The organism is Marinobacter vulgaris (assembly GCF_003344045.1).
GTDB classification, from domain to species: Bacteria; Pseudomonadota; Gammaproteobacteria; order Pseudomonadales; family Oleiphilaceae; genus Marinobacter; species Marinobacter vulgaris.
The window spans coordinates 495,666-520,573 of the sequence record NZ_QFWX01000001.1; the positions used below are offsets into that span (position 1 = coordinate 495,666).

The 24,908-nt window shown below is 58.1% G+C and carries 25 protein-coding genes; 6 read left to right on the forward strand and 19 right to left on the reverse strand.

Annotated features, from left to right (window positions below; genetic code table 11):
* Positions 1-5 precede the first annotated feature (5 nt).
* Entirely contained in the window at positions 6-779 is a 774-nt protein-coding gene (gene hisF, locus DIT71_RS02280; protein ID WP_114611572.1) for an imidazole glycerol phosphate synthase subunit HisF, read from the forward strand.
* Between the two features lie 24 nt (positions 780-803).
* Here the strand turns inward: hisF and DIT71_RS02285 are convergent, their stop codons facing one another.
* From DIT71_RS02285 to gpmM, 4 genes are all read right to left on the reverse strand, one after another.
* On the reverse strand, positions 804-1,634 hold the full coding sequence (locus DIT71_RS02285) for a divergent polysaccharide deacetylase family protein (protein ID WP_114611573.1): 831 nt from the start codon (positions 1,632-1,634) through the stop codon (positions 804-806).
* Positions 1,631-3,022, reverse strand: a complete 1,392-nt coding sequence (locus DIT71_RS02290; protein WP_114611574.1) for a S41 family peptidase — start codon at positions 3,020-3,022, stop codon at positions 1,631-1,633. Before DIT71_RS02290 ends, DIT71_RS02285 begins: the two co-directional genes overlap by 4 nt.
* 105 nt (positions 3,023-3,127) lie before the next feature.
* Positions 3,128-4,234: a murein hydrolase activator EnvC family protein gene (locus tag DIT71_RS02295; protein ID WP_114611786.1), complete on the reverse strand. Its 1,107-nt coding sequence runs from the start codon at positions 4,232-4,234 to the stop codon at positions 3,128-3,130.
* 26 nt (positions 4,235-4,260) lie between these two features.
* Positions 4,261-5,808, reverse strand: a complete 1,548-nt coding sequence (gene gpmM, locus DIT71_RS02300; protein WP_114611575.1) for a 2,3-bisphosphoglycerate-independent phosphoglycerate mutase — start codon at positions 5,806-5,808, stop codon at positions 4,261-4,263.
* A 146-nt stretch (positions 5,809-5,954) separates the two neighbouring features.
* Here gpmM and DIT71_RS02305 point away from each other — a divergent pair, with 146 nt between their 5' ends.
* Positions 5,955-6,371, forward strand: coding sequence for a rhodanese-like domain-containing protein (locus tag DIT71_RS02305; RefSeq protein WP_114611576.1), 417 nt, complete (start codon positions 5,955-5,957; stop codon positions 6,369-6,371).
* A 35-nt stretch (positions 6,372-6,406) separates the two neighbouring features.
* Entirely contained in the window at positions 6,407-6,907 is a 501-nt protein-coding gene (gene secB / locus DIT71_RS02310) for a protein-export chaperone SecB (RefSeq protein ID WP_114611577.1), read from the forward strand.
* On the opposite strand, the gene DIT71_RS02315 is transcribed toward secB, so the two are convergent.
* From DIT71_RS02315 to traF, 6 genes are all read right to left on the reverse strand, one after another.
* On the reverse strand, positions 6,901-7,503 hold the full coding sequence (locus DIT71_RS02315) for a type 2 periplasmic-binding domain-containing protein (protein WP_144114470.1): 603 nt from the start codon (positions 7,501-7,503) through the stop codon (positions 6,901-6,903). The genes secB and DIT71_RS02315 overlap by 7 nt on opposite strands.
* Before the next feature lie 136 nt (positions 7,504-7,639).
* Entirely contained in the window at positions 7,640-8,104 is a 465-nt protein-coding gene (gene trmL, locus DIT71_RS02320; protein ID WP_114611579.1) for a tRNA (uridine(34)/cytosine(34)/5-carboxymethylaminomethyluridine(34)-2'-O)-methyltransferase TrmL, read from the reverse strand.
* A gap of 7 nt (positions 8,105-8,111) precedes the next feature.
* Entirely contained in the window at positions 8,112-9,290 is a 1,179-nt protein-coding gene (locus DIT71_RS02325; RefSeq protein WP_114611580.1) for an acetyl-CoA C-acetyltransferase, read from the reverse strand.
* Between the two features lie 90 nt (positions 9,291-9,380).
* Positions 9,381-10,127: a pteridine reductase gene (locus tag DIT71_RS02330; protein ID WP_114611581.1), complete on the reverse strand. Its 747-nt coding sequence runs from the start codon at positions 10,125-10,127 to the stop codon at positions 9,381-9,383.
* A gap of 8 nt (positions 10,128-10,135) precedes the next feature.
* On the reverse strand, positions 10,136-11,245 hold the full coding sequence (locus tag DIT71_RS02335) for a multifunctional CCA tRNA nucleotidyl transferase/2'3'-cyclic phosphodiesterase/2'nucleotidase/phosphatase (protein ID WP_114611582.1): 1,110 nt from the start codon (positions 11,243-11,245) through the stop codon (positions 10,136-10,138).
* Positions 11,246-11,380: 135 nt separating this feature from the next.
* Positions 11,381-12,685, reverse strand: coding sequence for a conjugal transfer protein TraF (gene traF / locus DIT71_RS02340; protein ID WP_114611583.1), 1,305 nt, complete (start codon positions 12,683-12,685; stop codon positions 11,381-11,383).
* A gap of 254 nt (positions 12,686-12,939) precedes the next feature.
* On the opposite strand from traF, the gene DIT71_RS02345 reads away from it, so the two are divergent.
* Positions 12,940-13,482 (forward strand): LPP20 family lipoprotein, encoded by a 543-nt coding sequence (locus tag DIT71_RS02345; RefSeq protein WP_114611584.1) that lies wholly within the window; start codon positions 12,940-12,942, stop codon positions 13,480-13,482.
* A gap of 14 nt (positions 13,483-13,496) precedes the next feature.
* Complete coding sequence (locus tag DIT71_RS02350; protein ID WP_114611585.1) at positions 13,497-14,687, forward strand: flagella assembly protein FlgT; 1,191 nt, start codon at positions 13,497-13,499, stop codon at positions 14,685-14,687.
* 18 nt (positions 14,688-14,705) lie between these two features.
* Here the strand turns inward: DIT71_RS02350 and DIT71_RS02355 are convergent, their stop codons facing one another.
* The 8 genes from DIT71_RS02355 to trhP all read right to left on the reverse strand — a co-directional run bounded on the left by DIT71_RS02355 (position 14,706) and on the right by trhP (position 23,105).
* Complete coding sequence (locus DIT71_RS02355; RefSeq protein ID WP_114611586.1) at positions 14,706-15,167, reverse strand: SufE family protein; 462 nt, start codon at positions 15,165-15,167, stop codon at positions 14,706-14,708.
* Positions 15,167-15,709: a putative Fe-S cluster assembly protein SufT gene (sufT, locus tag DIT71_RS02360; protein ID WP_114611587.1), complete on the reverse strand. Its 543-nt coding sequence runs from the start codon at positions 15,707-15,709 to the stop codon at positions 15,167-15,169. Before sufT ends, DIT71_RS02355 begins: the two co-directional genes overlap by 1 nt.
* A 30-nt stretch (positions 15,710-15,739) precedes the next feature.
* A complete protein-coding gene (locus DIT71_RS02365; RefSeq protein ID WP_114611588.1) occupies positions 15,740-16,093 on the reverse strand; it encodes a HesB/IscA family protein in 354 nt (117 codons plus the stop codon).
* Positions 16,094-16,106: 13 nt separating this feature from the next.
* Positions 16,107-17,360 (reverse strand): aminotransferase class V-fold PLP-dependent enzyme, encoded by a 1,254-nt coding sequence (locus tag DIT71_RS02370; protein WP_114611589.1) that lies wholly within the window; start codon positions 17,358-17,360, stop codon positions 16,107-16,109.
* Between the two features lie 6 nt (positions 17,361-17,366).
* Positions 17,367-18,653: a Fe-S cluster assembly protein SufD gene (gene sufD, locus DIT71_RS02375; protein WP_114611590.1), complete on the reverse strand. Its 1,287-nt coding sequence runs from the start codon at positions 18,651-18,653 to the stop codon at positions 17,367-17,369.
* Between the two features lie 12 nt (positions 18,654-18,665).
* Complete coding sequence (gene sufC / locus DIT71_RS02380; RefSeq protein WP_114611591.1) at positions 18,666-19,439, reverse strand: Fe-S cluster assembly ATPase SufC; 774 nt, start codon at positions 19,437-19,439, stop codon at positions 18,666-18,668.
* Positions 19,440-19,836: 397 nt separating this feature from the next.
* Positions 19,837-21,285, reverse strand: coding sequence for a Fe-S cluster assembly protein SufB (gene sufB, locus DIT71_RS02385; protein ID WP_114611592.1), 1,449 nt, complete (start codon positions 21,283-21,285; stop codon positions 19,837-19,839).
* Between the two features lie 500 nt (positions 21,286-21,785).
* The gene (gene trhP / locus DIT71_RS02395) at positions 21,786-23,105 is read right to left on the reverse strand and encodes a prephenate-dependent tRNA uridine(34) hydroxylase TrhP (RefSeq protein WP_114611594.1); all 1,320 of its coding nucleotides are present in this window, start codon (positions 23,103-23,105) and stop codon (positions 21,786-21,788) included.
* 177 nt (positions 23,106-23,282) lie between these two features.
* Between trhP and DIT71_RS02400 the strand changes: the two genes are divergently transcribed.
* Positions 23,283-23,636 (forward strand): helix-turn-helix transcriptional regulator, encoded by a 354-nt coding sequence (locus tag DIT71_RS02400; RefSeq protein WP_114611595.1) that lies wholly within the window; start codon positions 23,283-23,285, stop codon positions 23,634-23,636.
* 55 nt (positions 23,637-23,691) lie between these two features.
* Here DIT71_RS02400 and fabB read toward each other — a convergent pair whose 3' ends face one another.
* A complete protein-coding gene (gene fabB / locus DIT71_RS02405; protein ID WP_114611596.1) occupies positions 23,692-24,903 on the reverse strand; it encodes a beta-ketoacyl-ACP synthase I in 1,212 nt (403 codons plus the stop codon).
* Between the last annotated feature and the right edge of the window lie 5 nt (positions 24,904-24,908).

Here is a 24,908-nt window from a genome sequence, read left to right on the forward strand (position 1 = left end):
CGATCATGTCTCTGGCAAAACGCATTATTCCGTGTCTTGATGTCGACAAAGGCCGCGTTGTTAAAGGTGTCAACTTTGTCGATATCCGCGATGCCGGTGACCCGGTGGAAGTGGCCCGAAAATACAACGAGCAGGGCGCCGACGAAATTACCTTCCTCGACATTACTGCCAGCCACGAAAGCCGTGATACCACCTACGAAACCGTGGAACGGATGGCCGCCGAGGTGTTTATCCCGCTCACGGTCGGCGGTGGCGTGCGCACCGTGGAAGACATTCGCAAGCTTTTGAACGCCGGAGCTGACAAGGTGTCCATCAACACCGCTGCGGTATTCAATCCGGAATTTGTTCGCGAAGCCGCGGACCGTTTTGGCAGCCAGTGCATTGTGGTGGCCATTGACGCAAAGCGTGTCAGTGGTGAGGGTGAAGAGCCGCGCTGGGAGATTTTTACCCACGGTGGCCGCAAGCCCACGGGGCTGGACGCTGTGGAATGGGCCCGCAAGATGACTGCTATGGGTGCCGGTGAGCTGCTGCTGACCAGCATGGACCGGGACGGGACCAAGGTTGGCTTTGACCTGGGGCTGACGCGGGCAATCAGTGACGCGGTATCGGTCCCGGTGATTGCATCAGGCGGCGTTGGCGAGCTTCAGCATCTGGCGGACGGGGTGAAAAAGGGGCGTGCGGATGCGGTGCTGGCGGCGTCCATCTTCCACTTCGGGCAGCATACGATTCCGGAAGCCAAGGCGTTTATGAAAGCCCAAGGAATCGTGGTGCGTGACTGAGGTATTGTCGGATTACGCCTTCGGCTAATCCGATCTACTTTGTTTTGCCAGCGCTGGCCGAATTGCCCGCTTTTCTCCTTCCGCAAACATTGGCCGGTTACCGTTTCTCATGGCCCACACGCCACTGACAGTCGCGATGGCGATACCTTCCTCGTCCAGTTCCGGCAACCGCTTTTCGAGATAGTCTACCGTTACCTTGTGGGGGTGCCCTATGCCGACGGCGCTGCCGTTTTCTTTTGCCCGTTTGATCAGCAGTCGGAACTGTTTGTCCAGGTACTCCTCGGTCTGCTCATGGTCGAGGAACACATCGCGGGTAAGGGTGGGAATGCGGTAGGAGGCGGCCACCTTGCCGGCAATCGAGGAGGCGATAGTACGGCTGTCGACGAAATAGACCGGGTAGTGATCCAGCTCGGACATTACCCAGTCCATGGCTTCCAGTTGCTGGGTGAGCAGGCTGCCCATATGGTTGTTTACACCGCGGACGTGGGGAATGGACTGTAACGCGCGGCGTAGCGTTGTCGCTATGCTGTCTTTGCCCATGCCCGGGATCAGACCACCGGGGCCTAGGCCGATATTGCGGGTATTGGCCATGGGGGCGTGAAGCATAATCTCTTTCTGGTTGCGATATGCCTGTTCTGCCAGTTCGGTTGTGTGCCTGCGGTAGGGCAGGAAGGCCAGGGTTATGGGCTGTTCCAGACCTATCAGCCTCCGGCCCTCCACCAGATTGTGTCCCATGTCATCGATAATGATCGCGATAGTGGGTGGCATCTGCTGCGAACTGTCCTGCTCTGCCCTGGCAATCGCCGGCGAAGATGCCGCAAGGATAGCGGCGATCAGCGTAGGTAGTACTTTCAATCCGCGCTTTCCTGTTCCGGCCTGTTCCGCTTGTTGAGGATGCCCAGGCCCTTCAGAAGGTTCAGTGCCGAGCGCAGCTGGAAGTCTCTGTTTTCAGGAGTAGCCTCGGCTTCCTCTTCAGTGGTTTCCTGGCCCTCGTCCCGGCCTTCCAGGTGGCCACTCAGATCCGCCTCGGTAAAGAACGGCTGGCCATCCAGCTCGGTCAGTTCTGCAGGCTTTACTTCAATGTCCGGCTTGATGCCCTTGGCCTGGATAGAGCGACCGTCAGGGGTGTAATAGCGGGCGGTTGTCATCTTGATGGCGTGGGTTTCATCCAGGGGGATGACGGTCTGGACGCTGCCCTTGCCGAATGACTGGGTGCCCATGACCACCGCTCGCTGATGATCCTGCAATGCGCCTGCGAGGATTTCCGAGGCCGATGCGGAGCCACCGTTGATCAGCACCACGACGGGGGTATCCGGCATCACATTTCCGGGCTTGGCATTGAAGCGCAGGCGTGAACTCTGGATCCGACCTTCGGTGTAAACAATCAGTCCCTCATCAAGCAGAGCGTCAGCCGCCTCAACGGCAGCCTGCAGAATCCCGCCCGGATTGTTGCGCAGGTCGATGACCAGGCCATCCAGGTCGCTGCCATGTTCCTTTTCAAGGTTTTCAAGTGCGCTGGTGAACTGCGAGCCGGTATCCGCCTGGAACTGGGTGATCCGGACATAGCCATAGCCATCTTCGATGATACGGGACTTGATGCTGGTGACTTTGATGACGTCGCGCTCCACATCAATCTCAATGGGTGCGGATTCGCCTTCGCGCATGATCGTGAGAGTGAGCACTGTGCCGGGCTTGCCGCGCATCAGTGTGACAGCCTCTTCCAGGGACATGCCTTTGACGGGCTGGTCGCCCAGTTTGATGATCAGGTCGCCAGCCTGCACGCCGGCTTTCTGTGCCGGGGTATCGTCGATGGGAGAAATGACCTTTACAAAGCCGTCTTCCATGCCTACCTCAATGCCCAGGCCGCCGAACTCCCCGGAGGTGCTTTCCTCCAGCTGTTCGTAGTCTTTCGGGGCCAGGTAAGTAGAATGCGGGTCCAGGTCAGACAGCATGCCCTTGATGGCGCTCTCAAGAAGCTGGCGGTCGTCGACCTCCTCTACGTAGGCATCCTTGATGCGTCCGAATACTTCCGCGAACTTTCGCAGGTCATCAAGAGGCAGCTGCTCTTCCGGATCCGGAAGAGCAATTTCAACCTGTTCTCCGTGCTGGATGCCTTCCAGCAGGTGCCGGGTTTCTTCATCGACTTCCTGGGCGTGAACAAGGCCGGGCAGAGCGGTCAGGCAGGCCACGAGGGCGAGCGCACTGAGCAGTGCGGCGTGGTTAAAGTATCTTACCCGTCTCATTCACATATCCTGTGTTATTTCAGTGACTGGTTAGTTCCCGAGTATTGCCGGACAGTATGGCGTTACCGGACTGATTTGTCAGCCTTTCGCCTGCCAAGATGAGGCTCAGCGTTTGCCCAGCCAGCGCAGCGGGTTGTCAGGTTTGCCGTTGTGGCGGATTTCAAAGTATACGGCCGGATTCCCGGTGCCCCCGGTCTGGCCTGCCTGGGCAATGGCTTCACCGGCTTCAACCCAGTCGCCAGGGCTGGTAAACAGGCTGCTGCTGTGGCCATAGAGAGTCATGTAGCCATCGCCGTGATCGAGTATGGTCATCAGCCCGAAGCCCCTGAGCCAGTTGGCAAACACCACACGTCCGTAGTGAACGGCCCTGATCTCGCTGCCCTCAGCCGTGTTGATCAACAAGCCTCTGTAGCTAAGCTTGCCATTTGCGTAACTGTCACCGAAGCTGCTGGCGACTTTGCCTTGCGCGGGCCAGGGGAGCTTCTCCCTGAGTGATCCGAAAGGGTCTGATTCATTGGGCGTGGGAATGTTTGCGATGGCCTCTTCCACGTCTTTCAGCAGTTTTTCCAGCCGCCTGCGGTCCCCTTCCAGCTCTTCACGCTCATTCCTGCGGTCGCTGATGTCTGTCTCCAGGGCCGCCAGGGTCTGTGCCCGCTGGGTTTTGCTGGTGCTCAGCTTTTGCTGACGGTTGGCGACGTCCTGCTCCAACTCTGCCAGCCGCAGTCGACCGGCGCTGACCTGTTTCCGGGTTTCCTTGAGCTGTCGCAGATTGGCAGCGAATGCCTCCAGCCGCTCAATCGTGTCCCGGCTGAGGTATTCGTAATAAGTCATGGTGCGGGCTATCTTGTCCGGGTCTATCTCGTTAAGCAGGACTTTGACCGCGGGCGCGTCACCCTCCATCCAGGCGGCGCGAATCTGTTTTTTCAGGCTCTCGCGCTGGCTTTCGAGTGTACGGGTCAGTTCTGCCTCTTCCTCGCTGAGCTCGGTGAGGCGCTGTTGCTGCTCTCTGGCCTCCTCACGGAGTTCACGACGCTCCCGGGTAAGCTGGCCGATCTCCCGCTCAATGCCGGAAAGCTGCTGCTCCAGAGAAGATCGGTCTTCTTCGGCGTCGGCCAGCCAGTCGTCGATATCGGCAATCTCTTCCCTGAGCGCCTTTATCTGGCCCGGGGTGACCTGCTCCTGCGCCAGAGCCGGCGTGGCAACTGCAAGCATTGCCAGAACCAGCCACAGACATTTAATCAATCGATCTCCACCAGGCTGTGGCCTGTCATTTCCGCCGGCTGTTCAAGGCCCATCAGGCTCAGCAGGGTAGGTGCCACATCGCTCAGGCTGCCGTCATCCTTGAGGGAGACCGTGCGAGGGCCGACATAAACCAGGGGTACCGGCCCTACGGTGTGGGCGGTGTGAACCTGGCCGGAGCTGGGGTCGGTCATCTGCTCGCAGTTACCGTGGTCTGCTGTAATCAGCGCTTCACCACCGACTTCCTCAAGCGCCCCTGCAACACGGCTTACGCACTGGTCGATACACTCGGCCGCCTTTATGGCGGCATCCAGCTTGCCGGTATGGCCAACCATGTCGCCATTGGCGTAGTTGCACACCACCAGGTCGTACTTGCCGCTCTTGATGGCTTCTACCAGCTTGTCGGTCACCTCCGGCGCGCTCATTTCCGGCTGCAGGTCGTAAGTGGCGACTTTGGGCGACGGCACCAGGATCCGGTCTTCACCTTCGAACGGCGTTTCCATGCCGCCATTGAAAAAGAAGGTAACGTGGGCGTACTTTTCAGTCTCGGCGATCCGGAGCTGGGTCTTGCCCTGGCTGGAAACGTATTCACCCAAGCCATTGGAGAGTTGCTCCGGCGGATAGGCGCAAGAGGTTTTGATATCCGCGGCGTACTCGGTGAGCATGACAAAATCCGCCAGTTCGGGGTGTTTGCGCCGCTCGAAGCCGTCGAAGTCTTTTTCCACGAAGCAGCGCGTCATTTCCCGGGCGCGGTCGGCGCGGAAGTTCATGAAGATCACGGTGTCACCATCATCGATGGTGCCTTTGGTGTCGCCGCTTGCCCTGATGCGGGTCGCTTTGACGAACTCGTCATTCTCTCCCCGCTCATAGGCCAGTTCCAGCGCGGTCACCGGGTCGGACGCGGTAAATTCGGCCTCCCCCAGAGTCATCACATTGTAGGCTTCTTCAACGCGGTCCCAGCGATTGTCCCTGTCCATGGCGAAGTAGCGGCCAACAACGGAGGCTACCCGGCCAACCCCAAGGTGTTTCAGTTTGTTGGCCGCCTTTTCCAGCGATGCTTTGGCACTGCGTGGCGGCATGTCGCGGCCATCCAGGAAGGCGTGAATGTAGACTTCCCTGGCGCCCCGTGCGGCTGCCATTTCCGCTGCTGCCAGGATATGGTCCTCGTGGCTGTGCACACCGCCGGGCGAGAGCAGTCCCATCAGATGAACGGCACGCCCGTTGTTGATGGCCTTGTCCATGGCGGCGCACAGCGTGGGATTTTGCGTAAAAGTACCTTCTTCTACATCCTTGTCGATTCGTGTCAGGCTTTGGTAAACAACCCGCCCAGCACCGAGGTTCATGTGGCCGACTTCTGAGTTACCCATCTGCCCCTGGGGCAGGCCGACAAACATACCGGATGTGGTGATCAGCGTTTTTGGCTGATTTTTCCATAGCTTATCCCAGAACGGCGTATTGGCGTTGCTGATGGCATTATCGTCAGCTGGGTCACGGTGCCCCCAGCCGTCAAGAATAATCAGTGCAGTAGGCTTACGCTTGGAAGTCATCACTCAATCCGATGGTAGTTTGGGAAATTTACTAAAACGAACATTGATTCTAAACATTTCCGCACCCTTCGGCCACCTCGGTTATCTTCTGTCAGTGGGGAAGGGTGTGTATAATCCCGCCACAAACTATTCAGCAAGGTGTTTTCATGGAAAGGGTGTTCGAATTTGCGGTTAACCATTACATTCTGGTGTCTCTGTTTGTCGCTTTCCTGCTTGCCATATTGGTGCTGGAGTCCCGCCGTGGCGGCGCGAAAATATCGGCACAGGGTGCGGTAAATCTGATTAACCGCGATGAAGCTGTTGTCGTCGACATCCGTGATCGCAAGGATTTTAACGAGGGCCGGATTACCGGTGCAATCAATATTCCCCTCAATAGTATCAAAAGCCGCGCGTCGGAGCTGAAGAAGTTCAAGGACAAGCAAATCATCGTGGCAGACAAGATGGGCCAGCATTCTGCCATGGCGGTGAAGCAGTTGAAGGCCGAAGGCTATACCAATGTGGTTCGTCTGAACGGTGGCATCGCCGACTGGAAAGGCAGCAACCTGCCGTTGGTTAAGAAGTAACGGTTCTATCCCCCAATCGAAGAAAGGACAAGAAAATGGCTGAAAATGATCAGGCCGCAGCAGGCAACGAAAATCAGGCACAACCTCAATTTGCGCTCCAGCGTATTTACGTGAAGGACCTGTCGTTCGAGTCCCCAAACTCCCCGGCAGTTTTTCAGGACCAGTGGAAGCCACAGGTCAACCTGGACCTGAACACCGCCCACAACAAGGTGAGTGACAGCCAGTATGAAGTGGTTCTGTCCCTGACGGTGACGGCAAAGGTCGACGAAAAAGTCGCCTATATAGTCGAGATCCAGCAGGCCGGCGTTTTCTTGGTGAAAGGAATTGAAGGCGCGCAGCTTGGCCAGATGCTGGGCGCTTACTGCCCGAACATCCTGTTTCCCTATGCGCGTGAAGCAATTGACGGGGTAGTGAACAAAGGCAGCTTCCCGGCGCTGATGCTGGCGCCCGTCAACTTCGATGCTATTTATGCCCAGGCGCTGAAGCGCAAGCAGGAAGAGGCTTCAGGCGAAACCAAGGAAGAGAAAACTCACTGAGCCTGATTTGGCGAGCCTGATTCGATGCCTTCTCGAATCGCTCGCTGAAGTCTCCCGTCCGCCTTCATGCGATTGAGTTCTCCGGAAAGGCAGGCAATGTCCTGCTCCCGGGATTCGTGAACCCAGTGGTAGAGGGAAGATTCCAGTAGCGGTTCGCCGATCACCATATCCTGGTTGTGATATTTGGCGGCCAGTGCATCCCATTCCAGTGTCAGGGCGACATCAATTCGCTTGCGTTCAAGCAGGTTGACCAGTTGGAAGGTATCGCTGGTGGCCACTGGCGTAGCATCTTCTGGTAATACGCTGGCAATCATCCGGTAGCCATTGAGGAACCCGATTCGTTTTCCGGTCAGGTTGGCGTGGGCTGTGGCAGATTCATTGTTAAGGAATAGTGGTACCAGGCGTATTTCGTCGATGGGGGTGCTCAGCGGGAGTAACGGTGCATCGTCTTTCACCGCCATGGGGATGCGGGCAAGTTCGCCATCGGACTGGCTTTTTTCCGCCATCATCACTGCACGGGCCGCGGGGACGTCCAGGTAACTGATGTTAAGCCCGCAACTGGTATAAAGCTGCCTGACAATTTTCTTACCGAACATAACCGACACCTCGGAAGTGGCCGAAGGCGTGGTTATTACCCGCCCCGATTCTTCCCCGGGTCTGTACCCGGACAGGGCGCTGGTGCTGAGCAGCAATAAAATGGATGCAAGAACCAGAACTGCTGCCTGACGATGATTACTGCGCGCCTTCAAAATCAAGCTGTCTCCATGCTTCGTAGACCACCAGGGCAGCCGTATTTGACAGGTTGAGGCTGCGGCTTTGCGGGCGCATTGGTACTCTCAGGCAGTGCGCCTCCGGAAGCGCCTGGCGAATGTCTGCTGGCAGCCCACGGGTTTCCGGACCAAACATCAGGTAATCCCCCTTCCGGTAAGCGACTTCATGATACCCCCGGGAGCCCTTGGTGGTCAGCCCGAACAGCCGCGCAGGTTGCTCGCTGTCCAGAAAACTCCTGTAGTCCGGGTGAACCGTGACCGTTGCATATTCGCTGTAGTCCAGGCCGGCCCGCCGCATCTGCTTGTCTTCCAATGTAAATCCCAGGGGTTCAATCAGATGCAGCCGGCATCCGGTATTAGCGCAGAGCCTGATAATATTGCCGGTATTCGGCGGTATTTCAGGCTCGAAAAGCACCACATTGAGCATTACGTGATCAGCGCTCCACGGCGAGAGCAACACCCATGCCGCCGCCAATGCACAGGGTAGCCAGACCCTTCTTGGCATCCCGGCGTGCCATTTCGTGCAGCAGGCTGACCAGAATCCGGCAGCCCGATGCCCCGATCGGGTGGCCCAGGGCAATGGCACCTCCGTTCACGTTGACCTTTGCGGTGTCCCAGCCCAGATCGCGGTTAACGGAAATGGCCTGTGCTGCAAAGGCCTCGTTGGCTTCAACAAGGTCCAGATCGTCTACTGACCAGCCCGCCAGCTTCAGGCAGCGCTGGGTGGCCGGAATCGGCCCGGTACCCATTATCTTGGGGTCGACACCCGCACTCGAATGGGCACGGATGGTCGCCAGGGGCGTAAGCCCAAGCTCTTTGGCCTTGTCGGCGCTGCAGACAATAACCGCTGCCGCGCCGTCGTTCAGGGAAGACGCATTGCCGGCGGTAACCGTTCCATCCTTCTTGAAGGCACCACGCAGTTTGCCGAGGCCTTCCGCGGTAACGCCCGCACGGGGGTTCTCGTCTTTGTCGACGATCAGCGGGTCACCCTTGCGCTGGGGAATGGTCATCGGAACAATCTGGCTGTCGAAATAACCGGCGTCCCTGGCCGCAGAGGCTTTTTGCTGAGAAGCAGCTGCGAATTCGTCCTGCTCTTCGCGGGTAATACCGTATTTCTCCACGATGTTTTCTGCGGTCACGCCCATGTGATAGTCATTGAAGGCGTCCCACAGGCCATCTGAAATCATGGTGTCGACCATGTTCCAGTTGCCCATGCGCTGGCCGTTGCGGCTATTGGGAAGCACGTGGGGTGCCTGGCTCATACTTTCCTGGCCACCGGCAATAATCAGCTCGGCGTCGCCGCAGCGAATCGCCTGCGCTGCCATGTGGACGGCCTTGAGCCCGGAGCCACAGACCTTGTTGATGGTCATGGCCGGCACCGAGGCTGGAATGCCAGCATTGATGGAGGCCTGTCTTGCCGGGTTCTGGCCACAGCCAGCAGTCAGCACCTGGCCCAGGACCACTTCGTTGACCTGGTCGGCAGCAATGCCGGATTCTTCCAGCAGGGCCTTGATTACAGCGCTGCCGAGCTCATCGGCACGAAGGCTGGACAGCCCCCCACCGAAGCTGCCGACGGCGGTACGTTTGGCGGCTACAATAACAACATCACGCATGGCATATCTCCAGTTATCATCAAGGTTTGTACAGCTTTATGTAGTGTAGCGGAAAGCCGGAAATGGCCAAAGAAAGCCGGTGACATCTTGTTACATATTAAGGCTTCGGCCGCCATCTACCGCCAGTATCTGGCCGGTCACAAAAGGCGCATCGCACAGGAAAAAGGCCACCGCGCCGGCAACGTCTTCCGGTGTGCCAGTTCGGGCAAGGGGTGTTTTGGCCAGAATACTGCGTTGATGATTATCATCCATGGCCGCATCGCCCTCGGGCCAGAGAATGGCGCCGGGAGAAACACCGTTAACCCGCACCTCCGGTGCCAGGTCTTTTGCCCAGGAAAGGGTTAATGATGCCAGGCCTGATTTACTGGCGCAGTATAGCGGATGGTCCGCGAGCGGGCGCTGACTGTAGATGTCGATCAGGTTGACGATGGCGCCACGGGATTCCTGCAGGGCCGGCAGACAGGCCTGGCCGAGAAAGAAAGGCGCCCGCAGGTTGGTATCCATTATGGTGGCCCAGTCGTCTGCGGTGGCTTCCGTAGTCGGGTTGGGATAAAACACCGAAGCATTGTTGACCAGGCCATCAAGCCGGCCCCAGGCCGAGACAGCTTTGTTGGCGAGGCTCCCAGTCTGGCCCGCGCTGGCGAGGTCGGCCTGGATCGCCACGGCGGATTCGCGCCGGATGTCATTGAGCTCATCGCACAGGCTGTTGGCGTCGGATTCCCGCGAACGGTAATGAATGACCAGATTCCAGCCGCGCTGGTGAAGATGCCTGGCGGTATGGGCGCCCAGTCGGTGTGCCGCACCGGTGATGAGTACGACCGGGGTTGTTGATTTCATGATGTGCCTCACTGTGTCTTGTGGCATGTGGAGATGCGCTGCAACCGCTCCCTGTGAATTGCCTGCCCCAGTTCTTTTCCCCGGAACCCCTGCGCCATCAATTCCTTTGCCTCAACCCCGATAGCGGCACGCTGTGCCGATTCCAGCCAGCCCAGCTTCTCATGCTCGGTGTCTGGCAGGGCGCATCCCAGGGTCAGCAGTAATCCCGAAAACCGGTCCACACGGCGCCAGACATCGGCTTCATCCAGTAACCGAAGCAGTGCATCTGGCTGGAAGCTGGACATGGCACGGATCTGCGGCATCAGGCTGGTGGTAAGCCGGGCCAGATCCTGGCAGTCGTTCGGAGCCTTCAGTCGCGAGGCCCGGTTGCGGGCGTCAGTTGGCGACAGCGGCGACATCAGTGCCGCGAATCGGGCCGGTGTTTCACCGTGGCTGTCATGAACGCAGCGAAGCGCCCGGACTGCGGCTGCAAAAGCCTCGTCCTCGCCCAGTTCAGGAATGATGTTCGCCAGTGCCCCGCAATCACGAAGGACCTCAAAAAAGGTGCCGGGTTCGTTTTCATGCAGGGCACGCTGGATTTCCTGCCAGACCCGTTCCGGCACCAGGTCGTCGATTTCACCGTCGTCGACCATCTGCTTCATCAGTGTCATGGTTGACTCCGCCACGGCAAAACCCATTGGCTGCAGCCGAGCGGCAAACCGCGCGGTGCGAAGAATCCGCAATGGATCCTCGGCAAAGGCTTCGGAGACGTGGTGCAGCCTGCGAGACTGGATGTCTTTGCGGCCCCCGAATGGATCGATCAACTCGCCATCGACGGATTTGGCCATGGCATTGATGGTAAGGTCCCGGCGCTTGAGGTCCTCTTCCAGGGGCACGTCCGGAGCGCTGTAGACGGTAAAGCCGTGATAGCCTCGCCCCTGTTTTCGCTCCGTTCGCGCCAGTGCGTATTCTTCCCGGGTATCCGGATGCAGGAAGACCGGGAAGTCCGCGCCCACCTGTTTGAAGCCCCGCAGGAGCATTTCCTCTGGCGTTGCGCCGGTGACTACCCAATCCCGGTCCTTTACCGGCAGGCCAAGAAGTTCGTCACGTACAGCGCCGCCAACCAGGTAGGTTTTCATGAATCGGGTGATGCTCCCTGTGGAATGTTTCTCGGGGGGGATTATCAGGGTAAGGCCCGGCCCTGGCAAACCGGACGGCTATAAAAAAAGCCCGGCGGGGCGCCGGGCTGCAGTGGACTTGCAATCCTCAAAGGATCAGAACGCGGCGCCGAGTTCGATGGCAGCGCCCATGTCGGCGTCGCTGAACAGACCACCGATATCAACTCGGGCACCGAGAATATTCAGACCAAGACCCGCAGTGAATTGAGTTTTTTCCTCAATACCGTTATTGTCATCGTTGCTGGCCAGGTTGTGACGAACCCCAACTCGAAGCTGGGCGTAACGGAAGGCATCAAACTCTGCGCCAAAGGCCATCCACTGGGTGTCGTCTTCAAAGCCGAATGCTTCTTTTTTGGTCAAGTCAACTTCTGCAGTCACCACATGGAAATCGCTCTTATGGGCTATACCGACGGTCGCCATAGGGTTGAGCTCCAGTGTTCTCACCTTTTCATCCAACTCGGGGCGGCTGGCAGCGGAGTCGAGTTCCATGGGAATCAGGTTCTTGATGACGATCCCTGCGTTCCACTGTTTTTCTTCACCAAAGGCGTAAGCTGCACCCATGTCCAGATTGAAGCCGCTTTTGTCGGTTTGATATTGGTCATCATCTGACTCATCGTCTTCAAAACCGGAAACGCTTTCTGTGTATTGAAATGTTCTGAGTTCAACGTATTTTGGTGAGAGTCCGAACTGGAATTGATTGCCATTGGACAGTTCAAACTGGCGCGCAAAGGAAACGCCAACCTCGCCGACTGCCGAAGCCAGGATTTTACCCTTTGAAGTAAGTGCCAAGCTGCCATCAGCGTTCGTAACCTGATTGATTTCTGCCTGCACTGCTGTTGCGTCGGGAGCTTCAGCGATGGCGTCAAGAAGAGTGGTGTCCTGGTTTGAGACATCGCCGCGAACGGTGGCAGTGAGGTTCGCGTTGGTGAAGACACCGATGGACAGTGACTTGCCTGGTACAGCGAAGCCCAGACCCAACCCAATGTTGGCCCGCATGGTGTCGTCGTCAAATGCCGTAAGGCGGTCGCGGAGATCGGCTGCTCCGTTCTGAACGGCTTGTTGGTCGCTTGTGTTCTGCTTAAATGAGGAGATCCGGGATTCTAGGTCGTCGATCACGTCCTGAATGTCGTCAACCTGGTCAATGACTTCTTCCTCATCAGCCGCTCTGGCGTTTAAAGACAGCAATTGTAAACCGAAATCATCATTCCAGCTGTGGTGGTCTGCCGCCATCATCGCCGGATTGGATGCGGGTGCAGTGGAAGGAGTGGCAACAGCAACACCAGTCCCACCCATTGCGAAAGAGCGGGCGGACATAAACGCTTGCGGGCTGGCCATAGCAGAAGTGGTTGCGATGGACAGGCCAATGGCCAGAGAGAGCTTTGTCAGACGATTTTCGGTCATGATGGATCCTGATGATGCATTTTTAGTGTCGGTTTAAAGATTACGCGATGTTCAGACTAATCCAGTTGCTTTGGCGACACACCGGTGATGCGGTAACGGTTTGTTTTCATAATGTAAATGGCGGTGGTTTTTTGCCGCCCGGATGAAGTGAAAACAGCCTTATCGGGTGGTGGGTGATAAATTTCAGCCAGTTACAAAGGTTGGCGTGAATTTTTCATGGAAGCGCCGAACTGGTGTTTTTTCGGAGAATCAACATGACCCTGCGGTGGATACTGATACCTGCGCTGGTGGTGACAATGGTGGGCTGTGCCCCGGTCGGACAGCACCGGAATGAGAGTGTGTCACGGCAGCAGACCGGGCTGGACCCCATTACGGTCCGGGTCAGTGGCTTTGGAACCTATGAAAATGCGTCGAAAGATCGCCTGAACACCCGTAAACGCCTGCTGGCCCGGCGGGCGTCACAGCTGGATGCCTACCGCAATCTGGCGGAACGGGTCTATGGCACGGTGATTTACGGCAGCTCAACGGTGGATGATTTCGTGTTGCAGAACGATATGTTTCGCACCTACGTGGACAGCTACATTCGCGGCGCCAAGATGGTTGCCGTGAATGAGCACAGTGACGGGGTTGTGGAGACGGTGATGGAGTTGAAGCTGGAGCCGAGGTTCCGCGCCTGTGTATCCCGTGTGGCTGATACCCAGGTGCAGGACCTGTGCCCGATTCCCATGCCCAGGGATAACGACAGCGTCGGTGATGTCCAGAGCCGGGGCGTCGACTCCCTCTATTACCTCGACTGAGAGACCAATCCGCCATGAAGCTGGCAATTCTGGTTATTACAGCGCTGATGGCAGCGGCCACTGCCCAGGCCGTGGTGCTTGAGGGCATCGGACATGCCACCATCCACGACGATGACGTGGATAGCGCCAGGCAGGAAGCCAGGCAGGCTGCCCTGCGGGATGTGTCCCTGCAGTATGAGGCGACAATCAGCAGCCGCGATACGGTAGAGAATGGAGTGATCACCGAGTCCCGTCTGCAGGTTGCTTCGTCGTCGCGGGCAAGGTCAGTGAAAGTGGTGGACGAATATCGCCGCGGCAATCTTCTGCGCGTGACGGTGCGGGCTGATATGTCCGGGAGTGGCCATTGCCAGGCTGGTGAGGCTGTGGGGCTCAGGAAGCGGGTTGCCGTGACCGGCTTCCCCATGGTGTACCCGGATCAGGCCCGCATTGGCCGGATCGGCGATGCCGGCGAAATCTTGCCGCAATTGCTGCAGGCGGATCTTCGGGCCACCGGTAACCTCCAGGTGTTCGGTGCCACCACCCAACGGCTGTTCAGTGATCTTCTGAATGCGCCGACACAGCAGAAGTTCAACAACCGTCTTACCAACGTAATTCAGGTGGCGCGGGAGCTCGGCGTGCAGTTCGTGGTTGCCGGGGTAATCCGTGATGTCGGGGTGTCCGATCCGGATGCCTGGGGTACCTCCATTATCGACCGCATGCAGCGGGGAATCGGTGCCGTTAATCAGAACCGGCGCTTCGTGGCGGATTTGATGATCTATGACGGTTTCAGTGGCTCGCCGATTTACCAGGAGCGGTTCGCGACGGAGGCGCGCTGGAATGCTGGTCCGGGTTCATCCGACGGCTTCGGTTCTGCCGGTTTCCAGGAAACCAGCTATGGCCAGGCCGTTGGCGGGCTGATGAGGGATATGACCGCTGCGGTCAACAATGCCCTGGCGTGCCAGCCTTTTATTACGAGGGTAACCCGGGTGGACGGTAACAGGGTAACGCTGGACTCTGGCGCCACGGCGGGTCTGCGGCCGGGTGATGAGCTGAAACTCTACCGCAGTAACAGCTTTTTCGATTCTCCCGGTGCCACGCCGGAGCTGCAGGACAGCCGTACGACGGTGACGTTGAACAACGTCCATCCGGATTTCAGCAACGGCAATATGCCTGTCTCGGGGGGGCTGATCAATATTCAGCGGGATGACGTGGCGATTGTCTGGTGAGCGCTTGCACAAGCGCGCTCAGGCTGCGACGGTTTCCGCCGCGATATCGCGAATCTTGCCCACCATGGCCCGAAGCCCGTTGCCCCGGGTGGGGGAGATGTGGCGGAACAGGTCCAGTTGCTCAAACAGCTCGTCTATGTCCGTGGCCAGGAGTTCTCTGGGCGTCTTGCCATTGAGCGCCACCAGGATAATCGCTGCAAGGCCGCGGACGATGATGGCATCGGAGTCAATCAGCAGGTACAGCTTGCCGCTCTGCTCATCGTAGTGATGAATCAGCCAGACCTGGCTCTGGCAACCGTGCACGTAATTCTCTTCCGTGCGCTCGTCATCCGGGAATGCTGGCAGCTGCTTGCCCAGGTCAATAATAAACGCGTATCGCTCTTCCCAGTCGTCCAGGAATTCGAAGCCATCCACCACATCGTCCAGGGTGGTGTCTTTGCCGAGCGGGTTGTCGAGAAAGTCCTGTTCAGAGGCGGTCATTACAGCATCCCCAGTTCAAGCTTGGCTTCGTCGGTGAGCATGTCGTTGTTCCAGGGCGGGTCGAAGGTAAGCTCAACCGTGACCTTGTTGACATTGGGCACGTGCTCGAGCTTGGTCTTGACGTCCTCGGTGATCACCGGGCCCATGCCGCAGCCGGCCGCGGTCAGGGTCATCAGGACGTAGACATGGTTACCGTTTTCGGGGTCGTTATCAATCCTGCAGTCGTAGATGAGGCCCAGATCCACCACGTTGACCGGAATCTCCGGGTCGTAGCAATTCTGCATAGCTTCCCAGACCTGGTTTTCGTTCACGGTGCCGTCTGCGGGGGTTTCGAAGCTGCTTTCCAGGGGCTTCTTGCCCAGGGCATCGGCGTTGTGGCCTTCGATGCGAGCGAGATTGCCGTTTACGGCAACAGTAAAACTGCCGCCCAGTGACTGTGTTATGGTCACAAAGGTGTCCGACGGAATCATGATTTCGGTTCCGGTTGGCACCAGGCGTGCCTCTACTTCGCGTTTGGTCAGGACCACTTCCCGTTCTTGCATGCCTTAGAGGGCCTCGTTATAGGTTCGTATTCAGGCGACGGTAAAACTTTCGCCGCAACCACATTCCGCAGTCGCATTCGGGTTCCGGAACTGGAACAGGGAGTTAACCCCTTCCGTCACAAAATCGATCTCAATGCCGTTGACCAGCGGCAGGTGCTCTTCCTTAACGAACAGGTCCACACCATCAATGTGGAACACCTTGTCGTCCGCGCCAACTTCCTCCACCCACTGGGTTTCGTATTTGAAGCCGGAACATCCGCTTTTCTTGATGGCCAGGCGGATACCTTTCGCTCCTGGCTTCTTGTCCAGTTGTTTGCGTACGTGTTTCACCGCAGTGGGCGTCATGGTGACGGCTACGGTTGGTGTAAAGACTTCGGCTGTCATGTTTCCACCTCCATCAGGCAAACAGGCGCTGGATTTTCTGCAGAGCAGTGAATAATTGTTCCACTTCTTCCAGTGTATTGTAAAACGCGAAGGATGCCCGGGCTGTCCCGGGAACCCCGTAAAAGTCCATCAGCGGCATGGCGCAGTGGTGGCCGGTGCGGATCGCAATGCCTTGCTGGTCCAGCAGCGTGCCTATATCACTGGGGTGCAGGCCGGCGATTTTAAAGGACATGACCGGCACTTTGTTGCTGGAGGTACCAATGATCTCCATGCCGGGAACCGTTTCCACCAGCTCGTTGGCGCGGGCCAGCAGGGCAGCTTCCGACGCTTCCATACCGGGACGGTCTAGACCATCCAGATAGTCAATCGCTGCGCCCAGGCCGACGGCCTCGGCAATGGCCGGTGTGCCCGCCTCAAACTTATAGGGCAGGGTGTTCCAGGTGGTGCGCTCGAACGACACCCGCTCAATCATCTCCCCGCCACCCTGGTAAGGGGGCATTTCTTCAAGCAGCTGGGCCTTGCCGTAAAGGACACCGATCCCGGTGGGTCCAAACAGTTTGTGGGCCGAGAACATGTAAAAATCACAGCCCAGGGCCTGAACATCCGGCTTGTAGTGGGGCACTGCCTGGGCTCCGTCGATCACGGTAATAATGCCACGAGCCTTGGCCTGTTCAATCAGCGGAGCGATCGGGTTAATGGTACCGAGAACGTTGGATACATGGGTCAATGCCAGTATCCGGGTGCGGTCACCCAGCAGGCTGTTGAACGAGTCCAGATCCAGCTCGCCTTGCGGTGTAACCTGCACAGGAAGCACTTTTGCGCCAGTGCGTTCGGCAATCATCTGCCACGGCACGATATTGGCGTGGTGCTCCATATGGCTGACGAGGATCTCGTCACCCGGCTGCAGGCGACCGGCCAGGCCATTGGCAATCAGATTAATGGCCTCGGTGGTTCCTCGCGTCCAGACAATCTCACGGGTGCTGCCGGCGTTCAGGAATGAACGGGCCTTTTCCCGGGCACCTTCGAACGCACTGGTGGCACGGTCACCCAGGGTATGGGCACCGCGATGGACGTTGGAGTGCATTTCCCGGTAATACCTGTCCATGGCGTCGAGCACGGCAATAGGCTTCTGGGCAGATGCGCCATTGTCCAGGTATACCAAAGGCTTGCCGTTGATCTGCTGATCAAGAATCGGAAAGTCCCGGCGGACAGCGTCGACGTCAAACGCCGCTTTGCCAGCCTTTGTTGCCACGGAAAGGTCTGTCATAACCGGTCAGGCCTCCTCAAATGTCTGGTCGAAAAACTCATTCAGCCGGATCTGGGCAGCATCTTTGACTGCCTGGACCGGGATCTGTTCAACGAGTTCGTTGATGAACGCCATGGTCAGGAGCGTATTGGCTTCGCGCCGACCGATGCCACGGGAAACCAGATAGAACAGGGATATCTTGTCCAGCTGGCCAATGGTGGCGCCGTGGGCACACTTCACATCGTCCGCGTAGATTTCCAGTTCGGGTTTGGTGTCTATCTCGGCGCCGGTGGAGAGCAACAGGTTCTTGTTGTTCATGTTGGCGTTCGACTTCTGGGCATCCTCGTGAATATGGATGCGGCCGTTGAAGACAGCATGGGACTGGTCCGCAGCAATGTTGCGGTAGGTTTCCTCGCTGTTGCAGTGGGCAGCCACATGCTCAATAGAGGTGTGGTTGTCGTAATGCTGCTTGCCCTGGGTAACCACCACGCCATTCAATTTGCACTCGCCGCCTTCGCCTTCCAGGCGGACCATCAGATCATGGCGGCGGAGTGGCCCGCCAAATCCGACGCAATGGCTCTCAAAGCGGGAGTTGGCTGCCTGGCGCACACCGGTGGCGCCAATGTGCTGAACGTTCTCACCTTCCATGACCAGGCGCACGCTGGTGACGTTGGCGCCGTCGCCCAGCGTGAACTCGGTGACCGAGTCGACCATGACCGGCTGATCGCCACTGGAGAGATATTCCTCAACCAGGGTAATCTGGCTGTGTCGCGCCGCATCCACATAGATACGTGGGTAGGCTGAGCCGGAATCCGTACCGGTGACTTCGTGCACAAAGAAAAGTGGCTGGTCGAGCACCGCTTCCTTGTCGAGGCGGATGTAAAGGCCATCCTCAAAGCGGGCCGAGTTCAGCCGCGCCATCTGTACTGCGCGGGTGTCCAGGGTGTTGTCCAGGCGCTCGGCAAGGGCAGCGGCATCGCTGTCATCAAGGTCACCGAAACGCTGAATCAGGATGCCCTCGATATCCGGAAAGTCCGAGGCCTCGGGAATCATGACGCCGTTACGGAACACCACCCGGTAACCGGGCAGTGAAAGGCTCAGCCCGTTTTTGCCGGTCGCGGGCAGAGAGGCTGCCAGACCGTCCGTCAGCTTCAGGTGCCGGCTGGAGTACTTCCAGTTTTCGGTTTTACGGGTGGGCAAAGGCATATCGACCAGTGCCGTACCCCGTTGTTTGCGCAGCTCAAGCAGCGGCCCGGGCAGTGAATGCCCTGCCGGCTCAAGGAAGGCGCTGGAAAGCGTTGGTGCTGGTTTCATTCCACGACCTCCTTAGCTGGCTGCACTGGGGGTGGTTTCTTCGTCTTTCACGCCGAGCCAGCCGTAACCGCGCTCTTCAAGCTCCAGAGCCAGCTCACGCCCACCGGATTTGACAATCCGGCCACCGGCGAGAACGTGCACGTAATCCGGTACGATGTGATTCAGCAGGCGCTGGTAGTGAGTCACCATCAGAATGGCGCGGTCGTCGGCACGCAGGGCGTTGACGCCCTTGGAAACCACCTGCAGAGCATCGATATCAAGCCCCGAATCGGTCTCATCCAGAATCGCCAGCTTCGGCTGAAGCAGCAGTGCCTGCATGATTTCGTTGCGCTTCTTTTCGCCGCCGGAGAAGCCTTCGTTAACACCGCGCTTGAGGAAGGCGGGGTCGAGATCCACCTGCTTGGAAACTTCCCTGGCCAGCTTCATGAACTCGGCCGCGTTCATCTCTGGCTCGCCACGGTGTGTGCGCATGGCGTTAACGGCGGTGCGCAGGAACTGGAGGTTGCTGACACCGGGAATCTCTACCGGATACTGGAACGCCAGGAAAATGCCTTCGCGAGCCCGCTCTTCGGTCTCGAGATCCAGCAGGTTCTCGCCGTTCAGAGTGATTTCGCCTTCAGTCACCTCAAACGTCTCGTTGCCTGCAAGCACCTGGGACAGCGTACTCTTGCCAGAGCCGTTGGGGCCCATAATGGCATGAACTTCCCCGGCCTTGATTTCCAGGTTGATGCCCTTGAGGATCTCTTCACCCTCAACGGATGCGTGCAGGTTCTTGATGCTCAGCATGTATGGCTTCTCTCTTCCTGATGTCTGAATTCTTGTGCCTTGGGCTGACTGCCAACTGTGGGGGAGTCAGCCCTCGGGCAGCCCCTTCCGGGATACGCTGTGAATACGTCCATGTACGCTCGGAAAAATCATCCCTGATTTTTACGATCCCGGAAGGGCCTGCCCGATGGCTTCCGCATACTTTTGTGTCTGCCCGCCGAAGCAAAATAACGTTGTCTCGGCGGATCGATCTGTATTCGTGCCCGTTAAAAGTCCGGGGCAGTGAGCAGGTTGGGTCTTCCGGGACCCTAAAAAACAAGGACGTTTTTTAGGAGCCTACATGGACGTATTCACGGCGTGTCCCGGAAGACCCAACCTGCTCACTGACCTCCACCAAACCCAGCGGGGCAATGAAGCATTAACCCACAGACCCCTCAAGACTAACCTCAAGCAACTTGCCAGCCTCAACGGCAAACTCCATCGGCAGCTCCTTGAACACCTCTTTACAGAAGCCGTTCACAATCATGGAAACAGCCTGCTCCGGGTCGATACCGCGCTGGCGGCAGAGGAACATCTGCTCGTCGCTGACCTTGGAGGTGGTGGCCTCGTGCTCGACGATGGCCGATTTGTTTTTGCTTTCGATGTACGGGAAGGTGTGAGCGCCACAGCGGTCGCCGATCAGCAGCGAATCACACTGGGTGTAGTTGCGCGCACCTTCCGCACCGGGGCCGAATTTAACCAGGCCGCGATAGGCGTTGGAGCTCCTGCCGGCGGAAATACCCTTTGAGATGATGGTGCTGGAGGTGTTCTTGCCCAGGTGAATCATCTTGGTGCCGGTATCGGCCTGCTGATAGTTGTTGGTCAGCGCCACCGAGTAGAATTCGCCGACGCTGTTGTCGCCGCGCAGAATGCAGCTCGGGTACTTCCAGGTGACGGCGGAACCGGTTTCGACCTGGGTCCAGGAAATCTTCGAATTCTTGCCAATGGCGGCACCGCGCTTGGTCACGAAATTGAAGATGCCGCCCTTGCCGTTCTCGTCCCCCGGATACCAGTTCTGGACCGTGGAATATTTGATCTGCGCATCGTCCAGGGCAACCAGTTCAACCACGGCAGCGTGGAGCTGATTCTCGTCCCGCATCGGGGCGGTGCAGCCTTCCAGGTAGCTTACGTAGCTGCTGTCTTCGGCAATAATCAGTGTGCGCTCGAACTGCCCGGTGTTGGCCGCGTTGATGCGGAAATAGGTGGACAGTTCCATGGGACAGCGCACGCCCTTGGGCACATAAACAAAGGTGCCGTCGGAGAAGACTGCGGAATTCAGGCCGGCGAAGAAGTTGTCGCCGGCAGGAACCACGGAGCCCAGATACTTTTTGACCAGTTCCGGGTAGTCCTGAATGGCTTCGGAGATCGAGCAGAAAATCACACCCGCCTTGGCCAGTGGTTCCTTGAAAGTGGTTGCCACGGATACAGAGTCGAATACTGCGTCGACAGCCACGCCTGCCAGCTTTTCACGCTCGTGCAGGGGAATGCCCAGTTTCTCGTAGGTTCTGAGCAGTTCCGGATCCACTTCATCTAGGCTCTGGGGCATGTCCTCCGGGCGCTTGGGCGCGGAGTAGTAGGAAATCGAGTTGTAATCGATTTTCGGGTAACCCACGTGCGCCCAGTCCGGCTCGTCCATTTCCAGCCAGCGACGGTAGGCTTTCAGGCGCCATTCCAGCATCCACTCCGGCTCTTTCTTGATGCCGGAAAGGCGGGCAATCACGTCTTCGTTCAGGCCGGGTTCGAACGTGTCGGATTCGATGTCTGTTACGAAACCGTGTTCGTACTCCCGTTTGATCAGCTCGTTCACCTCTTTATCGGTGGTCGCCATGATCGTCGCTCCGTATTCTCTCATCTCGGGCTTTGCAGCCCCTGGTGTCGCAGGTGGCCTCGTTTGGCGCCACCTTGCGGATGTAAATTTTGCGGGCGTTGCAGTGGTTGCCCATGCAGTAACTACGCCCTTCAATCGGTTTTTGGATGACGGACTGGGTGTTGCCCTGTTGATATCCAAGGGCAAAATCCGTTTCTTATGGTGAGTAAGTATACAATACCAGAGTAAAATAGTCAGGTATTAAATTGCGCGTGTCGTGATTATACCTTAATCGGCTCTTGGGGCACTAAGGGGCTCCCAATCGGATTGATAGCTTTGGCCTTGCCTGGGGTAAGACTGGAAGCTGTAGTGGCGGGCCTCAGGCGGGTCTGGCTCCCAAAACACGCCGTGAACCCATCCATGGGGGCTCGGCATTGCCATCCCTGGCAATGCACGGTTTTGGGAGCCAGACCCGCCCGATGCCTTCGACTAATTGCTGGTCTCGATCGACTCAAAAACTGCTAGGTAGATGATGGCAGGATTCGAGTCAGATAACTGAAGTCAAGCAAATCGGGCAGCGAGTGGGGTTTCGGGATGCGGACGATATGGCCGCTGCCGGGGGCATATTCCATGGATTCACCGTTCCGGTTTTCCATGGTTTCCGCGCTGAATCGCAGGTTGCCAGCGGGGGTGATCAGTTCCAGGGCGTCACCGGGAGCGAACTTGTTTTTCACGTCGATGGTGAGCCATTGGTCATTTACGTCGGTGATGGTGCCGACAACCTGTTGGCTGCCGTTCAGGGAGGAGCCCTGGTCGTAGTTCTGGTATTCCCGGGGAACGTGGCGTCGCAGGAAGCCTTCGGTGTAGCCGCGGTTGGAGAGGGCTTCGAGCTGGTTCATCAGGTTCATGTCGAAGGGTTTGCCCTTTGCGGCGTCGTCGATAGCGCGGCGGTAGGCCTGGGTGGTGCGGGCGACGTAGTAGGTGCTTTTGGTGCGGCCTTCGATTTTCAGGGAGTGGATGCCCATCTCCGCCAGTGCCGCGACGTGCTGGACGGCGCGTAGGTCTTTGGAGTTCATGATGTAGGTGCCGTGTTCATCCTCGTAGGCGGGGATGTAGCTGCCGGGGCGATTGGGCTCTTCCAGCAGGATTTCCCGGGGTTCGGCGGTCTGGACCTCGCCATTGGTTGAGGTGGCGATGAGGTCACCGGTCTGGTCGTGGCTGTGGCTGACTTCCTTGTAGTTCCAGCGGCAGGCGTTGGTGCAGGCGCCCTGGTTGGCGTCGCGGTGGTTCATGTAGCCGGACAGCAGGCAGCGGCCGGAGTAAGCCATGCAGAGGGCGCCGTGGACGAAGACTTCGAGTTCCATCCCGGGTACTTTCTCGCGTATTTCCCGGATCTCGTCCAGAGCCAGTTCCCGGGACAGGATGACACGGCTGATACCCTGCCTGCGCCAGAACTCCACGGTTGCCCAGTTGACGGCGTTGGCCTGCACCGACAGATGTATGGGCTGGTCCGGCCATTTTTCGCGCACCAGCATGATCAGCCCAGGGTCGGACATGATCAGGGCATCGGGACGGTATTCCAGTACCGGTTCCAGGTCCCTCAGGTAGCTTCGGACCTTGTCGTTGTGGGGTGAAATGTTGGACACCAAATAGAACTGTTTGCCCAGTTCGTGAGCGCGGGTGATGCCTGCGCCAAGAGCCGTCATGTTTTTGAAGCTGTTATTCCTTACTCTCAGCGAGTACCGGGGCTGGCCGGCGTAGACAGCATCTGCGCCATAGGCAAAGGCGGTTTCAAGGTGGTCGGCAGTGCCGGCAGGAGCCAGCAGTTCGGGAATGTGCATTGGCGCTCCGGATAGGGACGTCGGTTGTTCAGAGGTTGAGAGCGGCTCATGGTGCCTTATCGGATGATTTTTTCCTTGATGCGGCTCAAGCCCGGAGATGGTTATTTTCGGCTAACATGTGTACGCTGACATCTGGAATTGTTCAGCGCCCGCATTGAGATATCAGGAGTAAGAGACATGCAATCAGATCCGATGGAGCCCCTTGCGCCGAAAGTGCCCTTCAATGCGCGAGTGACTTCGTTGATTGCCGGACATCTGGAGCGTGGTCGGGTGGGGGTGGAAGCCATTGCCTCCCAACTGCACATGAGCCGGCATACACTACACAAAAGGCTGAAGCGGGAGGGCCATACGTTTGCGGCGTTGCTTGAAGAGATCCGGCGCGAACGCGCGTTGGCGTATCTGAATGACCGCAGCAAGTCGCTGGTGGAAATTGCCGAACAGTTGGGTTTCTCGGAGCTCAGTGCGTTCAGCCGCGCGTTCAAGCGCTGGATGGGTAAGTCGCCGGGGGCCTACCGTTCCATGGCAGTGTAGCGCCTGATCGGGCCCGGGGCGGGGAACTTGCGTGCCCCGGGCCTCGCTGCAGTTATCAGACTTTCTTGAACACCAAGGTGCCGTTGGTGCCGCCAAAGCCAAAGCTGTTGCTCATCACCAGGGGCAGGTCCACGTTGTCCTGCCGCTCCCGTACGATGGGGTAGCCTTCGGCGCCTTCATCGAGGTTTTCGATGTTGGCAGACGGAGCGATAAAGTTTCCCCGCTGCATGATCAGGCTGTAGATGGCCTCGTGTACCCCGGCAGCGCCCAGGGCGTGGCCGCACAGTGGTTTGGTCGAACTCAGCGGCGGTATCCTGTCACCAAAGGTTTCCTTCAGTGCCTTCAGCTCGGTGACATCCCCGGCGGGCGTGCTGGTGCCGTGAGTGTTGATATAGCTGATCTCGCCATCCACGTTCTTCATGGCCTGCTGCATACAGCGGATTGCGCCTTCGCCGCTCGGGGCGACCATATCCGCGCCGTCAGAGGTGGCGCCGAAGCCGACCAGTTCCGCCAGTATGTTGGCACCGCGGGCCTCTGCATGTTCCAGGGCTTCCAGTACCAGTATGCCGCCGCCACCGGAGATGACAAAACCGTCCCGATCCTTGTCATAGGTGCGGGAGGCTTTTCCGGGAGTGTCGTTGTACTTGGTGGACAGAGCACCCATGGCGTCAAACATCAGGCTCAGGGTCCAGTGGATATCTTCGCCACCGCCGGCGAACATGACGTCCTGGCGGCCAAGAGCAATCAGGTCACCGGCATGGCCGATGGAGTGGGCGCTGGTGGCGCAGGCGGACGTAATGCCGTAGTTAACGCCGGTAATACCGAATGCCGTGGCCAGAGACGCGTTAATGGCGCTGCCCATGGTGCGGGGTACACGGTAAGGGCCAACGCGGCGGATACCCTTGGCGCGATGGGTATCAATCGCGTCCATCAGTTCCACGGTGGAGGCTCCACCCGCCCCTGTAATGACTCCGGTTGAGTTGGCGCGGATCTGCTCGTCCGTTAGCCCTGCCTGCGCAATGGCTTCTTTCATGGCCAGGTAGGTGTAACCGGAAGCCGGGCACATGAAGCGCATCAGCTTGCGGTCGATCAGGTCCGGCAGGTTCAGGTCGATCTGGCCGCAGACATGGCTGCGCAGGCCGTTGTCCTTGGCTTCCTGGCTGAAGCCGATGCCAGGAATCGAGTCCCGCAATGACCGGGTCACTTCATCTTGATTGGTTCCGAGGCTGGAGACAATCCCCATACCTGTAATGACAACACGACGCATTTAAT